This window comes from Plantactinospora mayteni, from assembly GCF_016862935.1.
In the GTDB taxonomy this organism is placed as follows: domain Bacteria; phylum Actinomycetota; class Actinomycetes; order Mycobacteriales; family Micromonosporaceae; genus Plantactinospora; species Plantactinospora mayteni.
On sequence record NZ_BONX01000083.1, the window covers coordinates 1 to 23,717 of the forward strand.

Annotated in this window: 17 protein-coding genes; 6 read left to right on the forward strand and 11 right to left on the reverse strand. The window is 72.4% G+C overall.

Annotation, left to right across the window (positions count from 1 at the left end; genetic code table 11):
* Positions 1–390 precede the first annotated feature (390 nt).
* Complete coding sequence (locus Pma05_RS41125) at positions 391–759, reverse strand: YybH family protein (RefSeq protein ID WP_203862961.1); 369 nt, start codon at positions 757–759, stop codon at positions 391–393.
* 108 nt (positions 760–867) lie between these two features.
* On the opposite strand from Pma05_RS41125, the gene Pma05_RS41130 reads away from it, so the two are divergent.
* Positions 868–1,752: a LysR family transcriptional regulator gene (locus Pma05_RS41130; RefSeq protein ID WP_203862962.1), complete on the forward strand. Its 885-nt coding sequence runs from the start codon at positions 868–870 to the stop codon at positions 1,750–1,752.
* 73 nt (positions 1,753–1,825) lie between these two features.
* Here the strand turns inward: Pma05_RS41130 and Pma05_RS43705 are convergent, their stop codons facing one another.
* On the reverse strand, positions 1,826–5,593 hold the full coding sequence (locus Pma05_RS43705; protein WP_203862963.1) for a CHAT domain-containing protein: 3,768 nt from the start codon (positions 5,591–5,593) through the stop codon (positions 1,826–1,828).
* A gap of 344 nt (positions 5,594–5,937) precedes the next feature.
* On the opposite strand from Pma05_RS43705, the gene Pma05_RS41140 reads away from it, so the two are divergent.
* A complete protein-coding gene (locus tag Pma05_RS41140) occupies positions 5,938–6,318 on the forward strand; it encodes a hypothetical protein (protein WP_203862964.1) in 381 nt (126 codons plus the stop codon).
* On the forward strand, positions 6,315–7,304 hold the full coding sequence (locus Pma05_RS41145; RefSeq protein WP_203862965.1) for a hypothetical protein: 990 nt from the start codon (positions 6,315–6,317) through the stop codon (positions 7,302–7,304). The genes Pma05_RS41140 and Pma05_RS41145 overlap by 4 nt, the downstream gene beginning before the upstream one ends.
* A gap of 113 nt (positions 7,305–7,417) precedes the next feature.
* Here Pma05_RS41145 and Pma05_RS41150 read toward each other — a convergent pair whose 3' ends face one another.
* Positions 7,418–8,443 carry a tetratricopeptide repeat protein gene (locus tag Pma05_RS41150; RefSeq protein WP_203862966.1) on the reverse strand — a complete coding sequence of 342 codons (1,026 nt, stop codon included), beginning with the start codon at positions 8,441–8,443 and terminating at the stop codon, positions 7,418–7,420.
* Positions 8,444–8,641: 198 nt separating this feature from the next.
* On the opposite strand from Pma05_RS41150, the gene Pma05_RS41155 reads away from it, so the two are divergent.
* Positions 8,642–9,721: a hypothetical protein gene (locus tag Pma05_RS41155; protein ID WP_203862967.1), complete on the forward strand. Its 1,080-nt coding sequence runs from the start codon at positions 8,642–8,644 to the stop codon at positions 9,719–9,721.
* An 83-nt stretch (positions 9,722–9,804) separates the two neighbouring features.
* Here the strand turns inward: Pma05_RS41155 and Pma05_RS41160 are convergent, their stop codons facing one another.
* Positions 9,805–11,022 carry a M20 metallopeptidase family protein gene (locus Pma05_RS41160; protein ID WP_203862968.1) on the reverse strand — a complete coding sequence of 406 codons (1,218 nt, stop codon included), beginning with the start codon at positions 11,020–11,022 and terminating at the stop codon, positions 9,805–9,807.
* A 448-nt stretch (positions 11,023–11,470) separates the two neighbouring features.
* Between Pma05_RS41160 and Pma05_RS41165 the strand changes: the two genes are divergently transcribed.
* Positions 11,471–13,261, forward strand: coding sequence for a bifunctional metallophosphatase/5'-nucleotidase (locus Pma05_RS41165; RefSeq protein WP_203862969.1), 1,791 nt, complete (start codon positions 11,471–11,473; stop codon positions 13,259–13,261).
* Positions 13,262–13,480: 219 nt separating this feature from the next.
* Here Pma05_RS41165 and Pma05_RS41170 read toward each other — a convergent pair whose 3' ends face one another.
* The 3 genes from Pma05_RS41170 to Pma05_RS41180 form a co-directional block, all read right to left on the reverse strand.
* Entirely contained in the window at positions 13,481–14,035 is a 555-nt protein-coding gene (locus Pma05_RS41170) for a hypothetical protein (RefSeq protein ID WP_203862970.1), read from the reverse strand.
* Positions 14,036–14,150: 115 nt separating this feature from the next.
* Complete coding sequence (locus Pma05_RS41175) at positions 14,151–15,092, reverse strand: hypothetical protein (RefSeq protein WP_203862971.1); 942 nt, start codon at positions 15,090–15,092, stop codon at positions 14,151–14,153.
* A gap of 163 nt (positions 15,093–15,255) precedes the next feature.
* Entirely contained in the window at positions 15,256–17,229 is a 1,974-nt protein-coding gene (locus tag Pma05_RS41180; protein WP_203862972.1) for an AfsR/SARP family transcriptional regulator, read from the reverse strand.
* Between the two features lie 115 nt (positions 17,230–17,344).
* On the opposite strand from Pma05_RS41180, the gene Pma05_RS41185 reads away from it, so the two are divergent.
* Complete coding sequence (locus Pma05_RS41185) at positions 17,345–18,223, forward strand: alpha/beta fold hydrolase (RefSeq protein ID WP_203862973.1); 879 nt, start codon at positions 17,345–17,347, stop codon at positions 18,221–18,223.
* A gap of 279 nt (positions 18,224–18,502) precedes the next feature.
* On the opposite strand, the gene Pma05_RS41190 is transcribed toward Pma05_RS41185, so the two are convergent.
* The 4 genes from Pma05_RS41190 to Pma05_RS43865 all read right to left on the reverse strand — a co-directional run bounded on the left by Pma05_RS41190 (position 18,503) and on the right by Pma05_RS43865 (position 23,520).
* Positions 18,503–20,836, reverse strand: coding sequence for an alpha/beta hydrolase (locus tag Pma05_RS41190; RefSeq protein ID WP_203862974.1), 2,334 nt, complete (start codon positions 20,834–20,836; stop codon positions 18,503–18,505).
* Between the two features lie 300 nt (positions 20,837–21,136).
* Positions 21,137–22,495 carry a cellulase family glycosylhydrolase gene (locus Pma05_RS41195; RefSeq protein ID WP_203862975.1) on the reverse strand — a complete coding sequence of 453 codons (1,359 nt, stop codon included), beginning with the start codon at positions 22,493–22,495 and terminating at the stop codon, positions 21,137–21,139.
* A 201-nt stretch (positions 22,496–22,696) separates the two neighbouring features.
* Positions 22,697–22,924, reverse strand: coding sequence for a helix-turn-helix domain-containing protein (locus tag Pma05_RS44255; RefSeq protein ID WP_203862976.1), 228 nt, complete (start codon positions 22,922–22,924; stop codon positions 22,697–22,699).
* Positions 22,924–23,520 (reverse strand): DUF2975 domain-containing protein, encoded by a 597-nt coding sequence (locus Pma05_RS43865; RefSeq protein WP_203862977.1) that lies wholly within the window; start codon positions 23,518–23,520, stop codon positions 22,924–22,926. Before Pma05_RS43865 ends, Pma05_RS44255 begins: the two co-directional genes overlap by 1 nt.
* Between the last annotated feature and the right edge of the window lie 197 nt (positions 23,521–23,717).

Consider the following 23,717-nt stretch of genomic DNA (forward strand, 5'->3'; position numbering starts at 1 on the left):
AGGCGGCGGCACTCGGCCGTACGCGATATGTAACGACCGACCGGCCCCCAACATTCCACCGAGCCGACTCGATCATGAAACCGAACCGGACACCTGGATCGATACCTCAGAGGCGGGCTGAGGCCGACATTGCCATTACCTACCTCGTGTATCCGACACGGCGCGCCGTACGGCGAAGGCCGCATGGCGACGGTACGGCAGGGCGTCGCGACAAGATCCGACGAACACCTCGTCGAAAATCGCTATCCGCGCATTCTGTGCGTCATCGTCGATTGGCGGCTGCCGACGACCAGGTATGCCGTCGGTGGCCGGCAGCCTGGTCAACGGTTGCCCGTCGGTGCCGGTTCGGCATCACGGGAGGGCCCATCCAGCCGAGCGTGGACGCATCCGTCAGCCGGACGTCGGCGGGGTGAACTCCGGCTGGTCGAGTACGCGCAGCCAGGACCCGTCCGGCTGACGGCGGACCACCTGCGCCCGGGCACCCGCACCGTCCTTCGGTGCCGTCGAAGTGAGGGCGAGATCGCCGCTGACGAGCGTCGGAAGTGACTCCTCCAACTCGAAGTGCGGGCGGTTCGCGAGTACCTTCGCCCAGAGCGCCTGGATCGCGGACCGACCGACCGTCTGGCCGCCGGGCGGGTACGCCAGCACCGCGTCCTCGGTGTAGAGTGCGGCCACGCCCTCGGCGTCTCCCGCGTTGGAGCGCTCGACGAAGAGCCGGGTGATGTCCTCCGGTCGCGTCGCCTTCTCGTAGTTCGACACGCTGATCCTTCCGAGTGTTTCCCGCTGTGTTCGCTTACGGATCGAGCATGCGCGGGCCAAGAGTAGAAGTACAACAGCTAATTCTGATGGGGCCTAGAATCAGCGCTCATGGAGCTGAGGCAGCTGGAGTACTTCGTCGCGGTCGCCGAGGAGGCCAGCTTCACCCGCGCGGCCGAGCGCGTACGGATCAGTCAGTCCGGGGTGAGCGCACAGGTCCGGCAGCTCGAACGCGAACTCGGGGCGACCCTCATCGACCGCTCCACCAGGACGACGACTCTGACAGCCGCTGGCAGGGCGGCACTCGAACACGCCCGCGCCACACTCGCCGCCGCCGACACGATCCGGCAGGCCGTCGGCGAGGTAACCGGACTGATCCGTGGCCAGCTCACCGTCGGCATGATCATCGGATGCACGGTGACCCCACTCTTCGAGGCGCTCGAAGCGTTCCACCGGGCCCATCCGCAGGTCGAGCTGACCCTGCTCGAGGGCAACTCCGACCGACTGGTCGAGAGCGTCCGATCCGCCACGATCGACCTGGCCCTGGTCGGTACGGCCGAAGCGCCGGCCGGACTGAACGCGCTGACGATCGTCAGCGAACGGCTGGTGGCGCTGGTGCCGCCGGAACATCCGCTCGCCCGCCAGGAGACGATCGGACTGGCCGACATCGCGGAGCATCCAGTCGTCTGCATGCCGGAGGGTACCGGGATCCGAACGGTCTTCGACCGGGCCTGCGCCGCCCGCCGCGTCCAACCGACCATCGCGTTGCAGGCGAGCGCCGCCGCCACCATCGCGGACCTCGCCACCCGAGGGCTCGGGGTCGCGATCCTCAGCGAGTCCCTGGCCGACGAGTACGAGGACCGGTTGACCGCGCTGCGCGTGAGCGACGTCGACGGCCCCGCCCTGCTGGCTCTGGTCTGGGCGGCCACTCAGAGCCCCGCCCTCGCCCGACTGGTCCGAAACTGCCGAGACGCCTTCGCCGCCACCCCGGCATAGCAGGACTCCACGCAGGACTCCACGACCGATCCGTCCCGACCCCGCCCCGACCCCGCCGCACGCCGCTGGTGCGTCAGCTCGGAGCCGGGGTGAGCGGCCGGTTCAGCCCCACGTGCAGGTGTCCGGCCCATCGGGTCGGCGTCGACGGAAACTCGTCGCGTATCGCCCGTACCGTGTCGGTGAGCGCCCGCGCCGCGCTGGCCGTCTCCGGCGGCCCGGTGCCACCGCCGGTCAGGGCGGCGTAGAAGGCTTCGGCGATCCGGGCGCTGTCCGTGGTACGCCACATCGTGCCGATGACGCCACGGAAGCCGGCGAGTTGGAACGCCGACGCCAGGTGCAGCGGCTCGTCGGTGAAGGTCGGATGGGTCTCGGCGGTACTGCATGCGGACAGGAAGGCCAGTTCCGGCCGATCCAGCCGGTACGAGCGGACCAGGTGCGGGCTGAGCGTCGCCGAGCCCAGCCGCAGGCCGCCCCGGAGCATCGCGTTGACGCTGGTGTCGGCGACGCCGTGGCAGGCGAAGTGCGCGATCGGATGGACCCGGAGCAGGTCCTCGACATCGCGCAGCCCCACCTCCGTCCCGCTGAGCAGGGCGGAGCCGGGAATCATCCGGGCGACCTGCTCGACCTCGGCGCGTACCTCCGACAGCGCCGACGACCGTGCTGCGCCCGGGACGCCGACGACCGCCGCCGTGGCGGTGGCCGGTGGCCAGGCCCGCCCGGTCGCCGCGTGGGCGAGCGCGCTCAGCGTCGGGGTGTACGACGACACGGTGCGGTCGAGCACCGTACGCGATCGGTCCGACCTGCGGTGGTGACCGGCCGCGTGCAGTGGAAGCCGGGCCAGCGAGCCGACCGGGCACCACCAGATCCTCGGCGCCGGACTCGCCATCGGGGCGATCCGGTCGAGTACCGGCCCGGTGACGGTGTCCCAGAGCCAGGCCAGCACGTCGAGCAGGTCCTCCTGGGCGGAGACCCGCCGGTCGAAGGGTACCGTCGGCGCGGTCGCGTCGAGCACGGCCGCGTACATCCGGGTGACCTGGCGTTGGACGGCGCTCTCGCGCAACGCGGGCAGCGGGATCGGCTTCACCGGCCGGTCCGGCTCCGCCGGGACCAGCAGGGCGTGGCCCCGGTCGCCGAAGGTGTTGACGACGACGACCGGCAGGCCCTGAAGCCGTTCCCGGAGCACCGGCAGCGAGGGTGGCCGCAGCAGGTCGGCGAAGCCCGGCAGCGCCCGGATCCGGGTGACCAGCCGGTCCCGCTCGGCGGCGAGTTCGCGGGTCCGGGGCAGCCAACTGGTTCGCGGGTCCCACTCCCGGGTGCTCTTGGCCAGCGACTCGCCGGACGCCGCGATCCGCTCGACCTCGATGGTGAACTTCCGGACGTGGGTGTACGCGTCCGCCTCCGCCAGTTCGCGGTCGACCCGGGCCAGGTCCGCGGCGAGCAACGCGTCGACGGCACCCAGCTCCGCTCCCCCGACGCGGATGTCCAGGGCCTCGTTGAACAGCAGCGCGCGACCCCGTTCCAGCAGTTCGACGGCGGTGTCGGGATCCCCCGCCTCAACCGCGACGGCGGCGGCCTCGGACGCCAGCCCACCGAGCCCGGCGATGGCGTCCAGCCGGCGCCGACCGGCGGTCGACCGGCTGATCACCGACGGGATCCGCCGCACGGCCCGCTCGAGTGCGGCCAGCCGGGCGGCCGGGTCCGCCCCCTCGTCGGCGAGTTCGGCCTGGCGGCGTTCGGCGTCGATCCGGCGCTGTGGATCGGTCACCGGCGAGGCGGCGATCGCGGCATAGGTGGCGATCGCCTCCCTGCGGGCCGCTGCGGCGTCGGGCCCGCCGAGGCCGGCCAGCTCGGCCGTTGCCCGGGCCAGGATCAGGGCCCGGATCGGCCACCAGTGGTGCCCGGTCGGGGTCTCGTCGAGCGCCTGCCGGGCCAGTTCCACGGCCTCGGCGAGGGCGTCGACGTCACCGCCGAGCACGAACCGCTGGTATCGGGCCTCGGCGATCGAACTGCGGATCCGCGGCTGGTCGGGGTGCCCCGGCGGCAGCAGCGCGAACGCCTCCTGGAAGACCTGGTCGGCCGCCAGCAGCTCCGCCGGGTCCATACGCCGCAGGGCGTACTGGGACAGGCTGCTCGCCAGGTTGAAGGTGAAGCCGACGCGGCGGGAGTCGTCGCTCGGCAGCGCGGCGAGCGCCTGCCGGTTCACCCGTACCGCCTCGGCCAGCAGCGCGTCGTCCGGTGCCAGCGCGTCGAGGTGCACCAGCATGCTGGCGAGGCTCAACAGCCGCACCGGGTACACCTCCCGGTCCGTCGGGGTGTGTGCCACCGCCTCCCGCTGGTGCCGCACCGCCTGGTCCAGGGCGTCGCGGTCGCCGGCCAGCCGTCCGGCTCTGGCGTACGCGTCGGCGAGCACGCCGAGCTGGGTCGGGCGGGACTCCGGCTGCGCGTCGGCCAACTCCAGGGCCGCCCGGGCGGCACCGACGGCCCGCTCGACCATCTCGGCGGACCGTCGGTGCAGCCCGACGTCACCGGCCGCGCCGGCCAGCAGGGTCAGGATCTCCCGGCGGAGCGGGTGCTCCGGACCGGCGGCGTCCAGGGCGATCTGGGCCCAGATCCCGGCCCGCACCGCGCCGTCCAGTTCACCGCCGTGCTGCCAGCGGTCGAGTTCCGCGTCACCGAACAGGAGCAGGGCGCGCGGCCGGGCCGGGTCGAACGCGGGTACCGCCGCGCACAGCACCAGGGCCGAGTCGAGCCGCTCGGCCAGCACCTGTGCCGAGGTGTCGACGCCGACCCGCCCGGCCAGTTCCTCGGTACGCCGGAACAGCTCGTCCAGCAGCCCCGGCTGCTGGGCGGCGCCGAGGACGGTACGCACCGGTTCGACGCCGACCGCGCCGGCCAGCAGATTGCCGACCTCGTCGAGCCGCTGCACCCGGGACGGCAGCTCCGGATCGTCGGGTGCCGACGAGGTGACCGCGTCCCGCCAGGCGGCTGTCGCCTCGAGCAGGAGTTCGACCGAGGGCTGGTCCGGAAGCTCGGCCAGCCGACGCAGTGCGGTACCGAGCCGACCGACGAGGTCCAGGTCGACCGGCCGCCGGTGCCAGCCGAGCTGCGCCGCCCGGCGGTAGTCGCCGACCGCCAGTCCCAGCGCGTTCGGGCCGGCGCCCTCGTCGGAGTACCGCTCGAAGAGGCGGCCCCGGAAGGTGAGCCGGGCCGGCCGGTGCGGGTCCCGGGTGGCGGTGACCGCCAGCGCCTTCGTGGCGGTGTCCAGCGCGTCGTCGTACCGGTGCCCGTCGGTGGCGTGCTTGGCGACCGCGAGGAGCACGTCGGCGAGGTCGGTCAGCAGCGCGGCCTGGAGCAGGACGGCGGGCCAGTCCCGCTGCCGGGCCGCGTACGGGAGCCACTCGCGGTAGAGGTCGACCAGCATCCGGAGCGCCCGATGATCGCCGGCCCGGTACCGCTGCCGGAGCCGGTCGACCCGCTCGGCCTGTTCCCGGCTCAACAGCACGGTGGAGAGTTCGTCGACTCCGGACGGATCGCCGTCGCGGCACTCCTCGCGCAGCGGCTCGGGCACCAGGTCCGGTTCCCGGCGCTGGAGCCGGCGGAACAGCCCGACCGCCGCCTGCCGCTCCCGCAGCCCGTCCAGCCCGGGCAGCAGCAGGTAGCGGCACCAGTGCAGCCGGGCCAACACCTGCGCCGCCTTCCGACCCGCGCCCCGGTCACCGACCTGCGGGCCGAGGCTCTCCGCCGCGTCGGCCAGCTCCGCGCCGAGCGGGATCGACGGATCGGCGCTGCGCTCGTACTCGTCGAGGGCAGCGGTGATCCGATCCAGGGCGCTTCTCGACATCGCTTGGTCCCGTCGTCCGGCCGGGGCTACCGAGGGAACGCCCCACGATCGCCTTCCGGCACACAGTCTCGCCGACCCGGGCCACGGTCGCCTTCCCACCACACGCTATCGCCGAACCGGGCGACTCCGCCCGCTGCGCCAACCGTTTCGCCGATCTGATCCGACACCGGACGGTTTCGCCGAGCCGGGCAGTTCCGCCCGCTGCCGCACCGTTTCGCCGATCCGACCCGAACATCGGCCGGGGCTGCGCGGCGACACCGCCGGAGGCCGCACCTCACGGCGATGGGGTGCGGCGGGCGTTACTGTGTCAGCGGAATCGGCCGGCCGACGCACGGGGAGCGGAGATGGAACTGGTCGCGCAGCGCGTCGGACGGCTCTGCGGCCAGGCCGCCGGCGGGCAACTCCGGGAGTACGCCCAGCGGTTCGGCGCCGCCGACGTGCTGGACCGGATCGCCGACGCGATCGGGCAGGGACGGCTGGACCAGCAGCTCGAAGCCGACCTCGACCGGCTCGACGTCGCGTTCGCCCGGCACGGCATCGACGGGCTGACCACCGGCAGCCGGGCCTTCGAGACGTGGCGCGGCGGTGGCGGGCATCCCACCGTCACCGGCTGGACCTGTCCGAACCGGCAGGCGTGCGACCGGACGGAACGGGCCGGCGACGGTGACCGCCCGACCTGCGCCCTTACCGGCCTGCCGTTCGTCGAGACCCGGATCACGCTGTGACCGCCTTCCTCGCCGAACTCGGCAAGCAACTGGTGACCCGGTGGACCGCCACCCTGATGGTGCCGGGGGCGCTGTTCGCCGGGGCGGTGGTCCTGGCACAGATACTCGGGCACCGCCACGCGGTGGACCGTCGGGTGCTGGAGTCCTGGCTGGACACGATCGCCGCCGACCCGACCGGCGGGCGCAACGCCACCCTGCTGATCGCCGCGGCCGGGTTCCTGCTCGGCGCCGCCGCGGCCGGGCTGCTGGCCGGGGCGGTGGGGCTGCTCGTCGAGTGGAGCTGGGGACTGACCGGCTCGGCCCCGGTGCTGCGCTGGCTCGCCGGGTCCCGGCGACGGCGGTGGGCGGCGGCGGACGCCGAGGTGGCGGAGGCGGAACGGGCCCTGCTGGCCGATCCCGCCGATCCGGCGACCCGGGACCGGACCCGGCGGGCGATCGCCCGGCGGGCCGCCATCGGCCTGGTGGCGGCGGAGCGTCCGACCTGGATCGGCGACCGGCTGCACGCGGTCGACGTCCGGGTACACCACAGCTATGCGATCGACCTGGCAACGGTGTGGCCACGGCTCTGGCTGGTACTGCCCGAGGCGGTACGCGGCGAGGTGACGGCGGTGCAGGACCGCTGCGCGTCGGCGGCCCGGCTCACCGGCTGGGGCCTCCTGTACGTCCTTCTCGGCGCCCTCTGGTGGCCCGCCCTGGTCGTCGGGATGGTGGCCCTGTTCACCGCCCGGTATCGTGCCCGGCTCGCCGTCGGTGTCTACACCGAACTGGTCGAGGCGGCGGTGGACATCTACGGTCGCCGGCTCGCCACCCAGCTCGGGCTGCCCGGCCAGGGCCGGCTCACCGCCGAGACCGGGGCGGAGATCAGCGCGATCGTCCGCAAGGACGACGTGGTACGCCAGCTCCGCCCGCTCTCACCCGCCGGCTCCCCTCCCCCCGCTGACGCTGACGCTGTCGCACAGTTGACCGACATGAGTCGACGCACATGAGTCGACGCACGTAAGTCGACGGACGTGAGTTGGCCGACGTGAGTTGAAGTTGACGAGGCGGCGGCTGCCCGGTTCGGCGGCTCGACGGCTCGGCGGCCGAGATGCTGCGCCGGTCAGGGCCGCCAGGACGGGTTGTGCAGGATGGCCAGGTTCTGCCGGGCGGTGACCGCCAGGTCGTGGTCGACGCCGGCCAGCGCGTCGAGTACCGCCCAGTACCCGGTGATCGCCCGTTCCCGCTGGCCGGCGAGTCCGAGGGTCGCGGCCAGGTTGTTGCGCCGGCCGAGCGTCTCCAGGTCGGCCGGCCCGCGCTTCCGCTCGGTGTACCGGACGTTCTGCTCGTGCAGCTCGATGGCGAGCGCGTACTGGCCGGCCTGCTGGTAGCCGCCCGCCAGGTTGTTCCGGAACACAAGGGTGAGTTCGGCGTCGACGCCGTGCAGATGCTCGGTCACCGCCACCAGCTCGCGCAGCACGTCCAACCCGTCGTCCACCGCCCCGGCCGTGAGGTAGGTATGGCCGAGTGCGTTGCGGATTTTCAACGTGTCGTCGTCGGTCGGGCCGAACGCCCGGGCTGCCTCGGCCGCCAGCGGTTGGAGCACCGCAATGGCCTCCCTGAACGCTCCGCCGAGCCGGTGGTTCTCGGCGACGGCCAGCCGGTAGGCCAGGGTTCTGCGATCGGTGATCGGCTCCCGGCCGAGGCTGACCGCCCGCCAGACGTCGAGGGCCATCCGCACCGCACCGAGTTGGCCGTCGACCTCGCGCGGGGGCGGCGGTGGCGTCGCCGGTAGCGGCCGGTCCGGACCGGCCTCCCGGGTCACCCAGCCGGCGAGCATGGTACGCAGCTCGGCCTGGCGGATCCCGTTGACGTGCAGCCGGGACAGTCCCCGGTCGGTCCGCAGGTGCAGTGTCGTGCCGTCGGCGTCCACCTCGGACAGTGACGTCGCCAGCACGAGGGTCACGACGTCCGGCGACCGTACGTCGAGTCCACGCAGCTCGGGCCAGCGGAACTCGAGGAAGCGGCGGAACCGTCCGCGTACCACGATGCCGGGACGGTCGAGGACGACGGTGAGTTGTGCGGTCTGGTCGGTCCGGTCGGGATGCCCGCCGAGATAGGTCACTCTGGGCAACGTCAACGCCGGCATCCCGCCATCCTCTCATCTGGACCCGCCGAAGCCGGTGAGCGCTGGGGGTCTACCGGTGAATGCGTGTTGCCGCGTCTGTGCTGGGGTGCGCTGCGCGTACGGCATCCTAGGACAATAGGTTGAAGATGGAGTACGTTGACCGGCGCCGATAGGCTGCCCCCGCACCCCTTGACCACAATGGACCTGGGAGGTCCCGCAGTGCGCCGTACGACACGATTGTTCGCGCTCTTCGTCGCCGTGCTGACCGCCGTCACGCAACTCGTGGCCGTACAGCCGGCGCGGGCCGCACCCGTGCCATTGGGCAAGCAGAACTGGGTGGTGAGCGCGGCCGGCTTCCGTACCGATGCCTACCGCAACTACGTCCGCCTCGGCTATCTCGTCTTCAGCACCACGGGCAGCACCGTGGAGCACAACTTCTGGACCTGGAACCAGACCGCCCACCCGCTGCCGATCCGCAGCGGCGACGTCTACTACTGCGGAAACTGGACCCCCGGTCGCAACCCGCGCAACAACTGCACCATCAAGACGGCTCCGGGCTTCACCGGCGAGCCGAACGGCCGGTTCACCGGCAGCTACCAGTACAACGAGTCGGCCGGGCAGGTGACCATCACCTGGACCAGCAGCACGATCGACGGCAGCACCAGCGTGGTCGACCTGGTCGAGACGTGGACGGTGTCGAGCCCCCGCAGCACCCTCGGCCGGATGCGGTTGGCGAGCGACAACTACTCGCTGACCAGCGGCATCGGGTACGGCAGCAACGCCGGTCTGAACCGGGAGACCAAGGCGTCGATGGCCAGCGTCCGGACCAGGTCCGAGACCTTCCTGCTGGAGGGGCAGTTCTGGAACGGAAACACCATCGTCGACTACACCCGGGGCAGCGCGGGCGGGCTGACCATGAACACCTGGCAGTTGTGCGACGACGGCTCGTGCCTCGGCTCCGTGCAGGACAACGCCGGCTGCTCACCGGCGTCGTGTTGCGCGCAGGGGCCGGGCTACCAGGCGTGTGTCGATCGGCTGAACTCCGGCGGCACGCAGAACCGGCGCTTCTACTACCTGAGCGACGCGTTCGGCGGACGCCGGAACACGTACGAGTTCTGGTGCGAGTGCCTGTCGTACGACCTGTGCTACGAGAACAACAGCCACGTCCGGCCGCTGTTGCAGGTCATCGACGACTCCGGTGCCTTCCGGGGCTGGGTCGGCACGGAGGTGAGCCCGGACCGTACGCCGCCGCGCGACGAGCGCGCCGAGTTCTACTCCGCCTTCGCCCTGGTCGACTGAGCGCGGCGGGGATCACCGAACGGGAGGTACTCGCGGGGTGGGCCGGCGGTAGGGGCCGCCCGCCCCGCTCCCCCGACCCGAGGTCAGGCCGCACTCTTGAGCAGCCGGTCGGCCGGCTGACCGAGTCGCCGGACGGCCAGCTCGGCCAGCAGTGCGGCGCCGTCGGCCAGTACGCTGTCGTCGAAGATGGCGCGGGGCGAGTGGTTGCCCGGGGCCGTCTCCGGGTCGTCGGTGGCGCAGGCACCGAGGAAGACGAAGGCGCCGGGCACCCGTCCGAGCACCTGGGAGAAGTCCTCCGAGCCGGTCATCGGGTGTCGCATGTCGACGAACCGCTCCGCGCCGAACAGCTCCCGGACGGTCGCGGCGGCGAACTCGTGCTCGTCGGGGTCGTTGACCGTGACCGGATACTCCAGCTCGTACCGCGCCTCGGCGCGCAGGCCGTGCGCCGCCGCGATCTGCTCGCAGAGCTGGACGGCGTGCCGGCCCAGCTCGGCGTGCACGGCGGGGTCGAAGGCCCGCACCGTCGCCTCGAAACTCGCCTCGTCCGGGATGACGTTGCGCCGGGTACCGGCGTGGAAGGTGCCGACGGTGAGCACCACCGGCTCGAACGCGTCGAACCGTCGGGTGAGCATCGTCTGCAACGCGGTGACCATCTCGCAGGCCGCCGGCACCGGGTCCAGGGTCACGTGCGGCCGGGAGCCGTGCCCGCCCGCCCCGACCACGGTGACGAAGAGACCGGCCGAACCGGCCATCAGCGGGCCGGGGCGGGCGGAGAAGACTCCCCGGTCCAGGATGGACGAGAGCACGTGCAGCCCGTACGCGGCCTCGACCGGGCGGCCGGCGGCGGCGAGTACGCCCTCGTCGATCATGTGCCCGGCGCCGTTGTAACCCTCCTCGCCGGGCTGGAACATCAGGACCACGTCGCCGGCGAGGTCGGCGCGGCGGGCGGCGAGCAGCCGGGCGGCGCCGACCAGGCCGGCGGTGTGCAGGTCGTGCCCGCAGGCGTGCATCACCCCGTCGTGCCGGGAGTGGTAGTCGACACCGCTGCTCTCGGTGATCGGCAGGGCGTCCATGTCGCCGCGGAGCAGCACCGCCGGTCCGGGCGCACCGCCGCGCAGCACGGCGGTGATCGAGGAGAGCCCGGCTCCGGTGCTGATCTCCAACGGCAGGGCTTCGAGGGCGGCCAGCACCCGTTCCTGGGTACGCGGCAGGTGCAGGCCCTCCTCCGGGATCTGGTGCAGGTCCCGGCGCAGCCCGGCCAGCTCGTCCTGGATCTCCGCCGCATCCTCGCGCAGACTCATCCGTCTCCCCCGTACCGCCGTGGTCGCTGCCACCGAGGTCCCGGCCGGACGCCCGGTCGTAGCTGGTCCGCGCCCCGACCCCGGGGATATCCGAGATCCTACGGAGCCGGCCCGGTCGATCAAGTGTTGTGATCATGCGCCTTCACCGGACGTGACGAACGGCACGCCGGACCGCGACGTTCTGGCCGGCCGGATCGGCCTTGAAGGACGACACGTCTTTCCCCCGTACGTTGCGGCGATCGGTCAGCAGCGGACCCAGGTCGAGGAAGCGCCGGGGCGCCGGCCGGCCGGAAACCGGCGGTCGGGTGACCGGCAGCCGTCCGGTCGTCGGAGCCTGGATGGCCGACGGGTGTCGGTCGGCCGCCCGGCTGGCGTGGCCCGCGACCGGTCGTTATGGTGCCGTCGGCGCGCCTACCGGCGCGGCCCCATGCTCTAGGAAAGGCGCGGCATGACCCCTCTTCCCGGACCTTCGCGACGCCAGGTGCTCGCCGTCGCCGCGGCGGCCGCGGCGGCACCGCTCGTCGGGGCCGCACCGGCTCAGGCGCAGCGGCAGACCCCACCGAAGACGTACGACCTGACCGTGCTCGGCACCTCGGACACCCACGGCAACGTCTACAACTGGGACTACTACCGCGACGCCGAATACGACGACAGCGCGCACAACGACGTCGGCGTGGCGAAACTGGCGAGCCTGGTCACCCAGATCCGGGCCGAGCGGCGTGGCAGGGCGACGCTGGTACTCGACGCCGGTGACACCATCCAGGGCACGTCGCTGGCGACGTACTACGCCAAGCAGGAGCCGATCACCGAAACCGGTGAGACGCACCCGATGGCCCGGGCGATGAACATCCTCGACTACGACGCGGTGACGCTCGGCAACCACGAGTTCAACTACGGGCTGCCACTGCTGGACAAGTGGATCAGGCAGCTCGGCTTCCCGGCCCTGGCCGCGAACGCGGTCAACGAGCGCACCGGCAAGCCGGCGTTCACCCCGTACCTCATCAAGAAGGTGTCGCTCGGGCACGGCGCCCCGACGCTGCGGGTCGGCATCCTCGGACTGACCAACCCCGGCTCCGCGATCTGGGACCGGGGGCACGTCGAGGGCAGGCTCCGCTTCGACGACATGGTCACCACCGCCGCGAAGTGGGTACCGGTGATGCGCCAGCGCGGCGCCGACATCGTGCTGATCTCCGCGCACGGCGGCGACAGCGGTACGTCGAGCTACGGGCCCGAGCTGCCGAACGAGAACCCGTGCGCGATGATCGCCGAGCAGGTGCCCGGAATCGACGCCATCCTGTTCGGGCACGCCCACGCCGAGGTGGTCGAGCGGTTCGTCACCAACACCCGGACCGGCGAGCGGGTGCTGATGTCGGAGCCGTCGAAGTGGGGACAGCGGCTGACCCGGATGGACTTCACCCTGGAGCGGGACCGCAACCGCTGGCGGATCACCGGCAAGCGGGCCACGATGCTGAACAGCAACACCGTGCCGGAGGACCCGAAGGTGCTCGCGGCGGTACGCCGGCAGCACGCCAAGACGGTCGCGTACGTCAACCAGGTGGTCGCCACCTCGGCCGTCGAACTGTCGGCGGCGGAGTCCCGTTACAAGGACACCCCGATCCTCGACTACATCAACAAGGTGCAGACCGACGTCGTCACCGCCGCGCTGGCCGGCGGCCAGTACGCCGGCCTGCCCGTGCTGTCGATCGCCGCGCCGTTCAGCCGCACGGCGGTCTTCCCGGCCGGGGACGTACGGATCAAGGACGTGGCCGGGCTCTACATCTACGACAACACCCTGGAGGCCGTACTCGTCAGCGGCGCCGAGCTGCGCGGCTACCTGGAGTACTCGGCGAAGTACTTCCGCACCCTCGGTCCGGGCGCGCCGGTCGACCCGGCCCAGCTCAACGACCCGAGCGTGCCGGACTACAACTACGACACCGTCTCCGGGGTCGACTACGACATCGACATCAGCAGGCCGGTGGGCCAGCGGATCACCAGCCTGACCCACCCGGGCACCGGTACGGCGGTCGGCGACACCGACCAGTTCGTGATCGCGGTGAACAACTACCGGCGCAGCGGCGGTGGCAACTTCCCCGGCATCGTGAAGCCGCAGATCTACAACGAGCAGCAGGAGATCCGCCAACTGCTGATCGACTGGGCGCAGGACAGGGGCAGCATCGACCCGGCCGACTTCTTCCAGCCGAACTGGCGGCTGGTCCGCGAGGGCGTACCGGTCTTCTGAGCGGCAGCCGGTCCGGTGTTCCGGGCCGGCTTCCCGGGTCGTCGCCGGCCGACGGGTCGGCCGGCGGCGGCGAGGAGTGCGCGGGGCGAGGCGCCCGGCTGGGAGATCCCGGCCGGGCGTTTCGCGTTCCGGCGGCGTCGACGGACCGGCCGGAGCAGTTCGGGTGCCGCCAGAGCAGCTCGGATACGACCGAAGCAGCTCGGTGCGGCCGGAGCGCGTTTAGCGGCCCGCGCCGAGGGGAGACAGCGTCTCCGGACAGGGGCCCGCCCGCCGGACGATCCGCCGTTCCGGCGCGACCGTCGCCCTGATCACGGCGCCGCGCCGCTCTGGGCTGCGGTCGAGGAAAGCGGCCGGACGAGGAGGAGCCGAGGTGGCCAACGCACGACGAGCAGGACCGATTCGATCCACCGTCACCGAGCCGAGACGGCCGGCGCACGGTCGAGGTGGCAGCAAGCGCACTCCCACCAGACCCGCCGCCGCCCGCAAGGCCACCGGCGCGAAGAAGGCTCCGGCGAAGAGCGCCACGAGGGCGAAGAAGGTCGCCACCGCCACCCGACGGGCCACCGGGGCGACCGCGGCGAAGACTCCGAAGAAGCGGCCGGCGACCGCGGCAAAGGCGGCGAAGAAGGCCGCTCCGGCCAAGCGGACGGTGCCGTCGAAGCGCGCACCAGCGAAGAAGGCCACCGCCAAGAAAGCCACCGCCGAGAAAGCCACTGCCAAGAAGACGACGGCACGGAAGGCCACCCCGAGGAAAGCCACCGCGAAGAGGGCCACCGCGGCGCAGGGAGCCCGCAGGAGTACGGCGAAGAAGACGCCGGCCCGAAAGGCGACCGGGTCTCGATAGTCGTCCATCCGGTCGCCCGGTAGCCGGGTCAGGTATCCGGCGGAATCAGATCTTGGGGATGAGCGCGGCGATGGTGGTCGCGGCGAGCGGGCCGACGATCACCAGGCCGGACTGCAACTCGCTGATGGTGGTCCGGTTGACCCCGAGGATCTCCTCCAGCTTGATGCGGTCCTCGGCTGCGGTGATCAGGTCGGCCTTCGCCACGTGGGCGATGTCGGAGAACTCGTCGATGTAGACCTGGCAGCGCCGCCGCAGCAGGGTGGCGGTCGGCACGTGCACCAGTGCGATGAGGATCGAGCCGGCGGCACCGATGACAAACGCGGTCGACTGGGGAATCTTCTCCGAACTGCCCCACCCGACGGCCGCGGCGCAGACCAGCACCATCACCAGCAGCAACGAGCCCATCATCCGCAACACCCGGGTCAGCATCCGGCGCAACCGCATCAGCGCGGCCAACTGCTCGCCGGGAGTACCGGTGAGACCGCGCATCGAGACGACCCGGACGCCCGCGAGCGTCGCCCCGGCCGGCAGCGCCCCGAGCACCACGATGGAGACGAAGGCCACCGCCCGCCAGGTCAGTCCGCTGCCGAGGATGGCGTGCGCGGTGACGACGCTGCCGGCCACCAACACCAGGAACGCCAGCACCGACCGGAGGACCCGGCGCACCGGTACCGGCTGGATCTGTTGCAGGTCGTGCCAGCGGGCCACCCCGGAACCGATCGTCGACCCGCTGAGGGCGCCGAGCAGTCCGGCGACCGACGCCCAGAGCAGCCACTGGTTGCGGAACTCCGGCAGGTGCCGGTCCGGGTTGGAGAAGGCGATGCCGACCGCCGCCGCCGCGCCGGCCATCATCATCAGGGTACGGACCACACGCGGCCAGCCGACCAGGCCCAGCGGGCGCGGCGTACTCCGCTCCGGCTCGGGTGCGGGTACCGCCCCGGCGGCGGTGGGCGTCGGCACGGCTCGCGGTGCCTCCACGACGGTCATGGCAGACGACTCTAAGGGGCGGCGGATCCCCGTCGAGTCCCGAGGGTCCATCCAGGACCGACCGGCCGAACGCGCTGAGGCGGACTGAGGCGGACTGAGGCGGACTGGGCTCGGCTGCGACCCGGCACCGCTCCGGTCGACCGGTGCCGGCAACCCCACACCCTCAGTCTGCGGGGCTGCCGAGGGCGGTGGCGAGGCGGTCGAGGTGCTGGGCGACCGGGCCGGCGGTGAGCATGCCGCTGCCGGCCCCGGCCAGCTCGTGCACCGCCGGTGCGAGTGCGGCGTGGGCGCGAGCCAGCACCGCCCGGTCGTCCAGCACGATCGCGGCCTGGCCGGTGAGGCACCAGAGAGCCTCGAAGAGCAGGTCGTACGGCGGGTCCGGGGTCCGGCGCAGCGCCACGGCGGCGTCGGCCGGGCGGTCCTGCGCCAGCAGTACGAGTGGTCGGGCCCAGGGCGCGTACGGCCCCCAGTCGGTGTGCCCGTCGGCGTACGTCGGTTGCCCGTGCCAGACCCGCAGGCAGAGCAGGGCCAGCGGCAGAATCCCCCGCTCGACCCCGGGCATGCCGGTGCCGTGCAGTTGTGCCGCCGCGGCCCGGTAGCCGGCCTCGGCCTCCGGTACCGACGCCCCGGTCGCGGCCAGCCGCAGCGCCCTGTACCACCCGGTGAAGACGCCGGCCAGCGGTCGTTCGTGCCGCTCGGCGACCCGGTCCGCCTCGGCGGCGTGCCGATCCGCGGTCGCGAAGTCCCCGAGCGCGCCGCGGGCCTGGAGTCGGATCAGGTGGCCGAGCACCTCGAAGGTCGGCAGGCCGTGCCGGGTGGAGAGCGCGACGAGTTCCGCGCCGACCTCGTCGCGCTCCGGTGCGAGCCCCGCACGCCGGAAGCTCTGCATGAACACGCCGTTGAGGGCGAAGGCCAGCAGGGCCGGGTCGGCCAACTGCCGGGCGATCCGCTCCGCTTCCCGGGCCGCCTCGGGCCCGCGCGCCGCCCGGGTGCCCCGGGACTCCACGGCGATCGTGGCGAGCAGGCGTGCCCGGGTGGCGGCGGACGAGTCGGGGTGCAGGGCTGCCAGGGCCCGTTCGGCCGCCGCCACGATCCGGGCCGCCTGCGCCGGGTCGTCGGAACGGGTCCAGATCGCCGGTACGTCGTAGCCGCCGATCACCCGCGCGGTGAGTTCGGGATCACCGAGCTGCTCGGCTGCGGCGATGGTCGCGAACCGCTGCTCCCGGGCGGCTTCGAGCCCACCTCCACCGGCCACCGCGATACTTCGCAGCAGGCCGACCGTCGACTCCAGCCGGTCCCGGGCACCGGACACCACCGTCCGGTCGTAGGCCGCCGCGGCCTCCGCCCAGACCCGGTCGGCGGCCGGCGGGGCGGGGCCGGCGTCGACCGGGTCGGACTGGCGGAGGATGTCGGTCTCGAGCCGGCGCAGGCGTGGACCCGGATCGACGCCGAGCTGGTCGAGGAGGAGAGCGCGGGCCCGGCGCAGCACGGCCAGCGCGTCGCCCTGCCGGTCCGTGCGGTAGAGGGCCAGGGCCAGCAGCCGCCACGCCTCCTCCCGCCAGGGATGCTCGGCGACGTGTGCGTCGAGATCGGGTACCACCTCGGCGGCCCGCCCGAGCGTCAGCAGCGCCTCGGCCCGCGACTCGACCGCGTGCAGCCGTAGCTGTTCGAGCCGGCCACGCTCCGGGCGGACCCACGTCTCGTCGTCGAACCCGGCGTACGCGGGTCCGCGCCACCAGCCGAGGGCCTGGTCGAGGCGGTCGAGGGCCCGGTGCGGCCGTGCGGTGGTGATGGTGGCGACGGCCTCCTCGAACCGCCAGGCGTCGACCGCGTCCGGCGCCGCCCGAAGGGCGTACCCCGGTCCCTCGGTGACCAGCAGCCGGGCCGGTACGCGCGGCGGCCGGTGCGGCTCCAGCGCCCGCCGCAGCGCCGCCACGAACGTCCGGACCGCGCTCACCGCACCCGGCGGAGGCTCTTCCCACAGGTCCTCGACGAGCCGGCCGACCGGGACGACCCGGCCGCGTGCGACGACGAGCCGGGCCAGTACGGCGCGGTGTCTCGGCCCTTTCACATCGACCGGCGCACCGCTGGCGTCCCACACCACCACCGGCCCGAGCACCCCGAACCTGACCTGCACCGATCCGCCCTTCCGCGCCGAGGCGACCAACGTATCGCGCTCATCGGTTGCTCATCGGCGATCGGCACCCTGGACGGGCCCACCCGGGCAGGACCGACCAGGAGAGGACCTCACCATGGCCGCTGCCATTTCCGGCTTCGACTACCGGCGCGTCACGGTCGACGACGACGTGACACTGTCCGTGGCGGTGGGCGGCTCGGGCAGCCCGATCGTGCTGCTGCACGGCTTTCCGCAGACCCACCTGATGTGGCGGCACGTCGCCGCCGACCTGGCCGCCGAGCACACCGTGATCTGCCCCGACCTGCGGGGCTACGGGGCGAGCGACAAGCCCGCCGCCCGCGACGCCGAGACGTACGCCAAACGGACCATGGCCGCCGACATCGTCACCCTGGCCCGGGAGCTGGGCCATCCGCGCTTCGCGCTCGCCGGCCATGATCGGGGTGCCCTGGTCGCCGTCCGCGCCGGTCTCGACCACCCGGACGCGATCTCGCACCTCGCCGCGCTCGACGTGCTGCCGACCCTCGACATGTGGGACGTCCTGCACGGCGCCCGCGCCGCGGTCGCCTTCCACCTCTACCTGATGGCGCAGCCGCCGGGCCTGCCGGAGCAGATGATCTCCGCCAGCCCGGACGCGTTCTTCGGCCACTTCCTCGACGGCTGGGCCGGAAACCCGGAGGCGATCCCGGCGGAGGTGCGGGCGGAATACCTGCGGGCGTCCCGCGAGGCGGTGCCGTCCATCGTCGCAGACTACCGCGCCTCGGCCGGGATCGACGTCGCGCACGACGAGGTGGACCGGGCCGCCGGGCGCCGGCTGACCATGCCGGTCACGGTCGTCCAGCAGGACTGGGGAGCGGCGCTCGGCTACGACGCCGCCGCGCTGTGGCGGGCCTGGGCCCCGGACCTGGCGCACCACACCACCTCGGCGGGCCACTTCATGGCCGAGGAGGCACCGGAGGAGATCAGCAAGCTACTGCGCGCACTCGTCGCCCGCTGAGGCGCCGAGTGGCGGTGCGCTGTCCGGGTCAGGCGGTGTCCGGGTCAGGCGGTGTCCGGGTCAGGCCGAACGGACACCGCACCGCCACCGGGCGACGCTGCCGTGGCTCCCGCGACCCGGAGCAACGGCACCGGGACGCGCCCCCACCCGAGACGCCCGCCCGCCGACTCCGACAGGACCGCCCCACCGTCGACTGCGACAGGACCGCCGGACGCGGACACGCCGGGGGCCTCCCCCGGTCAGGAGGGACGCCCCCGGCGTGGGTCGGCGAGGATCAGGTCACGCGTCGTCGTCCTGGACGGTCAGCAGGCCGTAGGCGTCGCCCACGGACACCCCTTGGACAGCCTTCACCGCGACCACGTAGCTCCGGCCGTCCCCGGGTTGGGTGTTGCCGGTCACCGCGATCGGAATGGCGATGGTGGTGCTGCCGGGCGTGACGGTCACGACGCTGGCCGTGGAGAGCCCGGTGAGCGGGTCCACCACGAAGACCCGTACCTGGCCGTTGCCGCTGCCGGAGACCTGTGCAGGTACCTGGTAGGTGACCGTCCCGGAGTTGCCCTCCTGGACCGTCCGCTCGCCCAGGTCGACCCGTGGCAGCGACACCGGCTGCGGCGCGGGCGTGCCGGGCCGCCAGCCCCAGGCGTCGATCAGCCAGATCCTGGCCCAGCTCTCGCCGGCCCGAGGTACCAGCACCAGGGTGGTGATCTGGCCGAGGTTCAGCCCGGCCGTCCTGGCGTTGGTCAGCGGCATCCGCACCTCCTGGGCCCAGTCGTCCGACGTCTGCGTGGGCGCCGGCATCGGGTCGAGGGTGGTGGTGCCGAGCGTGGCCTGCCGGCCCGTCGAGTCGGCGATGGCGACGTCGAACTGGGTACCCGGGGAGCCTCCCGGCACCACGACCCGCAACGCCACCGACTCCGAGTTGGAGAGCGAGACCGCCGCTGGTGGCCGGAGGCTGACCGGCGTACCCGGTGCCCGCCAGTCCACCTCGATCGCGTACCGGCCCGCCTCCGGGACGATCGGGTCGAACGTCGCGAAGTGCGGCGAGTTGGAGTTGGCGCACCAGGCGGGTGAACTCGCCGAGGCGATCTGCTCGCAGAGCCGGGCGGCGGCGCCGCTGAGCACGGTGGAGGCGTCCGGCACGAGCAGCCGCGTCCGGTTGCCACCCACGGCGTGACTGAGCACGGTCGCCGGGTCCGTCGAGGGTGCCCGGAAGCCCGAGCCGTCCAGCAGCGGGCGTACCTGGTCGTTGCCGGCCACGAAGGTGGCCGCCGCGGCGGCGACGTAGGTGGCGCCGACGTTCTGCTGCTGCTCCGGGGTCAGCCGCATCGGTGAGATCGTCCGGCAGACCGGGTCGTACGGGCTGGGGTAGTCGTCCCAGGACTTCGCCGCGGAGAGCCCGGGAGTCCACTCCGTGTTGAAGTAGTTGTGGTTCGCGCCGATGGCGAAGACGACACCGTGCAGGGCGAACCCGCGCCCCACCCCACGGGTGGCGTCCGCGTAGAGCTGGCCCTCCAGGTCGGAGACGTCGCCGTCGCAGCTCGGCAGGATGGTCACCGACGGCACGTCCGGAGCCGGGTTGTGGCTGTAGATCGACGGGGCGATCAGCGCCAGTCCACGGATCTGCCAGCGAACCGTCCCGGGGTAGCCGTCCTGCGCGGCGGGTGGCCGGGTGAGGCTGTCGACGGCGGCCCGGCTGACGCCCTCACCACCTCGGGAGTGGCCGACCAGCAGCACGTTGGACATGTTCGGCACCGGGGCCGACCGCACCACGTCGGGTGCGGTGGGGCGACCCGTGCCGGCCCAGTCCGCCCAGTTGCCCAGGTGCAGCCGGACCAGGGAGGAGCGGGCCTGCGCACCCGCGTCCTGCGGCGGCAGGCCGGCGCCGTCCTGTGCGTTGACGGAGTTCGCCGAGATGGAGACGGTGACGTACCCCTGGGAGGCCAGCACCTGCTGGATCCGCTCGTACCCCCGGTGGCTGGGCAGCGGGTTCCAACCGCTCGGGCAGGGCCAGACCGTGGTCGGCTCGGCGGTGCCCTGGTAGCAGGTGGGATGCCTGCCATGCAGGATCAGTACCAGCGGGCGCTGGCCGGACGTTCCCTGCGGCGCCACGACGTAGCCGCGCATCTCCACCGGTACGGCCAGGCCCGGCAACTGCACGTCCGGCAGGGCGTACTCGCCGCTGATCGTCGAGTACGGACCGGGTACGCCCGGGTCGACCGGGTTCGGCGGCAGCTGGGCCGCGGCGAGCGTCGGCGGTGCCCCGCTGCCGCGCGCGGTACTCGGATCGGCCGGCACGTCGAGGCGCCGCCCGCTGGCACGTACCTGTAGATCCGTCAGGTTCCGTGCGGTGACGTCGTCGACCGGAAGGTGGAAGCTGTGCTGGTCGCTCGCGGCTCCGGGCCGGCCGAGCAGCCGGTCACCGGCGTAGAACTCGACCGCCGCGTCGCCGGTCCGGACCAGTTGCGTCGATCGCCAGCTCAGCTCGAACCCGGACGCGCCCTCGGTCAGCTTCCAGCCGTCCGGCAACGGCGTCCGGGCGACGACCGCCGCTCGACCGGAAGGGTCCGCCGGGCTCGCCCATGCGGCACTGCCTCCGCCGAAAGTCAACGTCAACGTCAACGATACTGCGGCAGCCGTCACCGCTCTGCCGACGTGCATAGACGTCCTCCCCCGTGTGTATTCCGTTGTCGACGCGCGGGCGACCCGGTAGCCGGGAGCGCTCCCACGTCGGTTGCGTCGCCCATCCTAGAGCGCCCGAGCCATCACGATCAATGCGCCGCACACGTCCGACTACTGTGGACGGACGGGACCGGCCGGGACCGGGAGAAGACGTGCGAGCCGACGGCGGTACGGCCGGACGAGCGAGCCCGGCCGTACCGCCCCGACCGACTCAGCCGTACCGCCTCGACCGACTCAGGTCGCGGTGCAGGACAGCGTCGGCGCGCTGTTGGTGCCGTTCCACGACCCGAGGAAGCCGAAGGTCGTGCTCGCCCCGGCGGCGAGACTGCCGTTGTAGCTCACGTTGCGGGCGGTCACGCTCGACCCGCTGCTGGTCACGGTCGCGTTCCAGACCTGCGAGACGCGCTGACCGTTGGCGAAGGTCCAGGTCACCGTCCAACCGTTGACGGCCGAGCCACCGGCGGTCACCCGTACGTCGGCCTGGAAGCCACCGGCCCACTGGCCGACCACGGCGTACGTGGCGGTGCAGGCGCGACTCCCGCCGGTCGGAGTGGCCGTGGGGGTCACCGGCGGCCTGGTCGTGGGCGTCACCGGCGGAGTGGTCGGGCCGGGCGTCCCGCCCCGGTAGATGCTGGCCTCCCGGGCGGTCGCCCGGATGCCGTTGGTGCCGTTGAAGATCCGCTGGCCCCAGGTGGTGAGCTGGTTCGGGTCGAAGCTGGTGGCCATGTCGAGGATCGGATCGGTGTTACCGCTCCACGACCAGCCGAGATAGCCCAGGCCACGGGCGTTCGCCTCGGCCAGGATCGTCTCGTGGTCCACCTCGCCCGAGTTGAACCGCCAGCCGAACTCGCCGATCACCAGCGGCCAGCCGTTGGACTGGAACCGGTTGAGGTAGTCCGTGATGCTGGCGGCGGTGTTGAAGACGGCGTACATGTGGATCGAGAGCACGGTGTTGCGCTGGTTGTCGGCGTCCAGGATCGTCTGGGCGTTGTCCCGCATGACGTACTGCCAGTCCTGCCCCCAGTTGGGCGCGTCGACCATCAGCAGGTGCTGGAAGCCGTTGCTGCGCATCCTGGCGATGGCCGAGGTGGTGGCGGCGGTCCACTGCCCGGCGTTGGTGTTGCCGATCGGTTCGTTACCGATGTTGATGACGACGTAGTTCTCCTGGCCGACCAGTGCGCTCTTCTGGCTGACCCAGTAGTTGACCGCCTCGTCCAGGCTGGCCGCCGCGCCCTCCTCGCCGTAGCCGGTGGTGTCGTGCACCTCGAGTACGCAGATCAGCCGGTTCTGCTTGCACAGCGAGATCACCTCGGCGACGTCGGTGGACGGACCCCACCGCTTGCCACTGCCGAGTACGACACGCACGGTGTTGGCACCGAGCGCCTTGATGTTGGCGAACGAACTGGTCTGGTTGGTGAACCACACGTGCGGTTGGTTGATGCCGCGCATGACGAACGTCTGGCCGTTCGCCTCGACGATGTTCCGGCCACTGACGTGCAGGCCGACGGCGGCGTCCGCCGGCCTTACGAACATCAGGACGGTACTGGCGACCGCGAGCAGGACGGCGCCGATGGCAGCGAGTCGTCTTCTCATAACCTACCTCGGACTGAGGCCCCGGTTGTCGGGGCAGGGCGGGCTGGCCACGGGCGTGGGCCCCCGACGATCGCTGCCCTGCTCTCGGGGGTGGGATGGGCACAGTCCGGTGGCTCGTTACTGGATGATCCGGCTCGTGGACGCACGGTACGCTCCGCCGCGCGCTCGCGCAATCCATGACTCTCGATGCTGTCGGCGGGATCAGGAGCGGCGGACGACAGTGAGCAGGTCACCCGGCTGGCACCGCAACTCGTGGCAGAGCGCCGTCAGGGTGCTGAACCGGATCGCCCGGGCCCGCCCGTTCTTCAACACGGACAGGTTGGCGAGGGTCAGGCCCACCCGGTCCGCCAGCTCGGTCAGGGTCAGGCCGCGTTCGGCCAGCAGCTTGTCCAGGTGGACCTCGACCCGGTGATCGTCGTCGGGGGGCATCAGACCAGCGTCTCCAACTCGGTCCGCATAGTCAGGCCACGCCGGAGGATCTCGGCGACGGCGAAGAACCCGAAGCCGACCAGCAGGAACAGCCCGGTCTGCGCCAGATCCAGCGTGGTCGACCAGGCGCGGTCGGCGGTGAGCCGCGCGGTCAGTTCGAGCGAGGCGATCAACTGGACGAGTTGTGCCGTGGTGCCGCCGACGAGGGCGACCCAGCCGATCAGGCGCAGCCGCCGGACCGTACCCTCGGCGAACGGGTCCTCGCGGCGGGCCCGGCGCAGCGCCGACCAGAGCAGTCCGAGCACCGCCGCACCGACGGCGAACGCCGGCAGCGCGGTCAACTGGTAGACCACCAGTTGTCCCGGCGTCGGGTCCGCGACCAGCACCTCGACGTCGCCGTCCACGACCACGCCGGGCCGCAGCCCGTCGGTGACACCGGCGATCCCCGCCACCGACTCCGCCGGCACCCGGGCGACCACGCCCCCGCCGGCGACGAGCGCGACGACGTTGAACACGACGATCCCGGCCAGCACCACCAGAGCCACCGCCACGAGTCCCTGTAGCTCGGCGAGCCAGTCAGGTCTGCGCAATCCCACGCCAACACCTCCACCTTATCGATTAGCGATATCTCGATAATCGATAACTTGAGGCCCGTTGTCAAGCCGGCCGAGCGGCCGGAGTTGGAGATGCCGCTGGCCGGGTCCCCGGTGGTGGGGACCCGGCCAGCGGGTTCGCGCTCGTGCCTGTGCCTGCTTGTGGCGGTTAGCTGTTCCAGGTGTTGGCGACCAGGTCG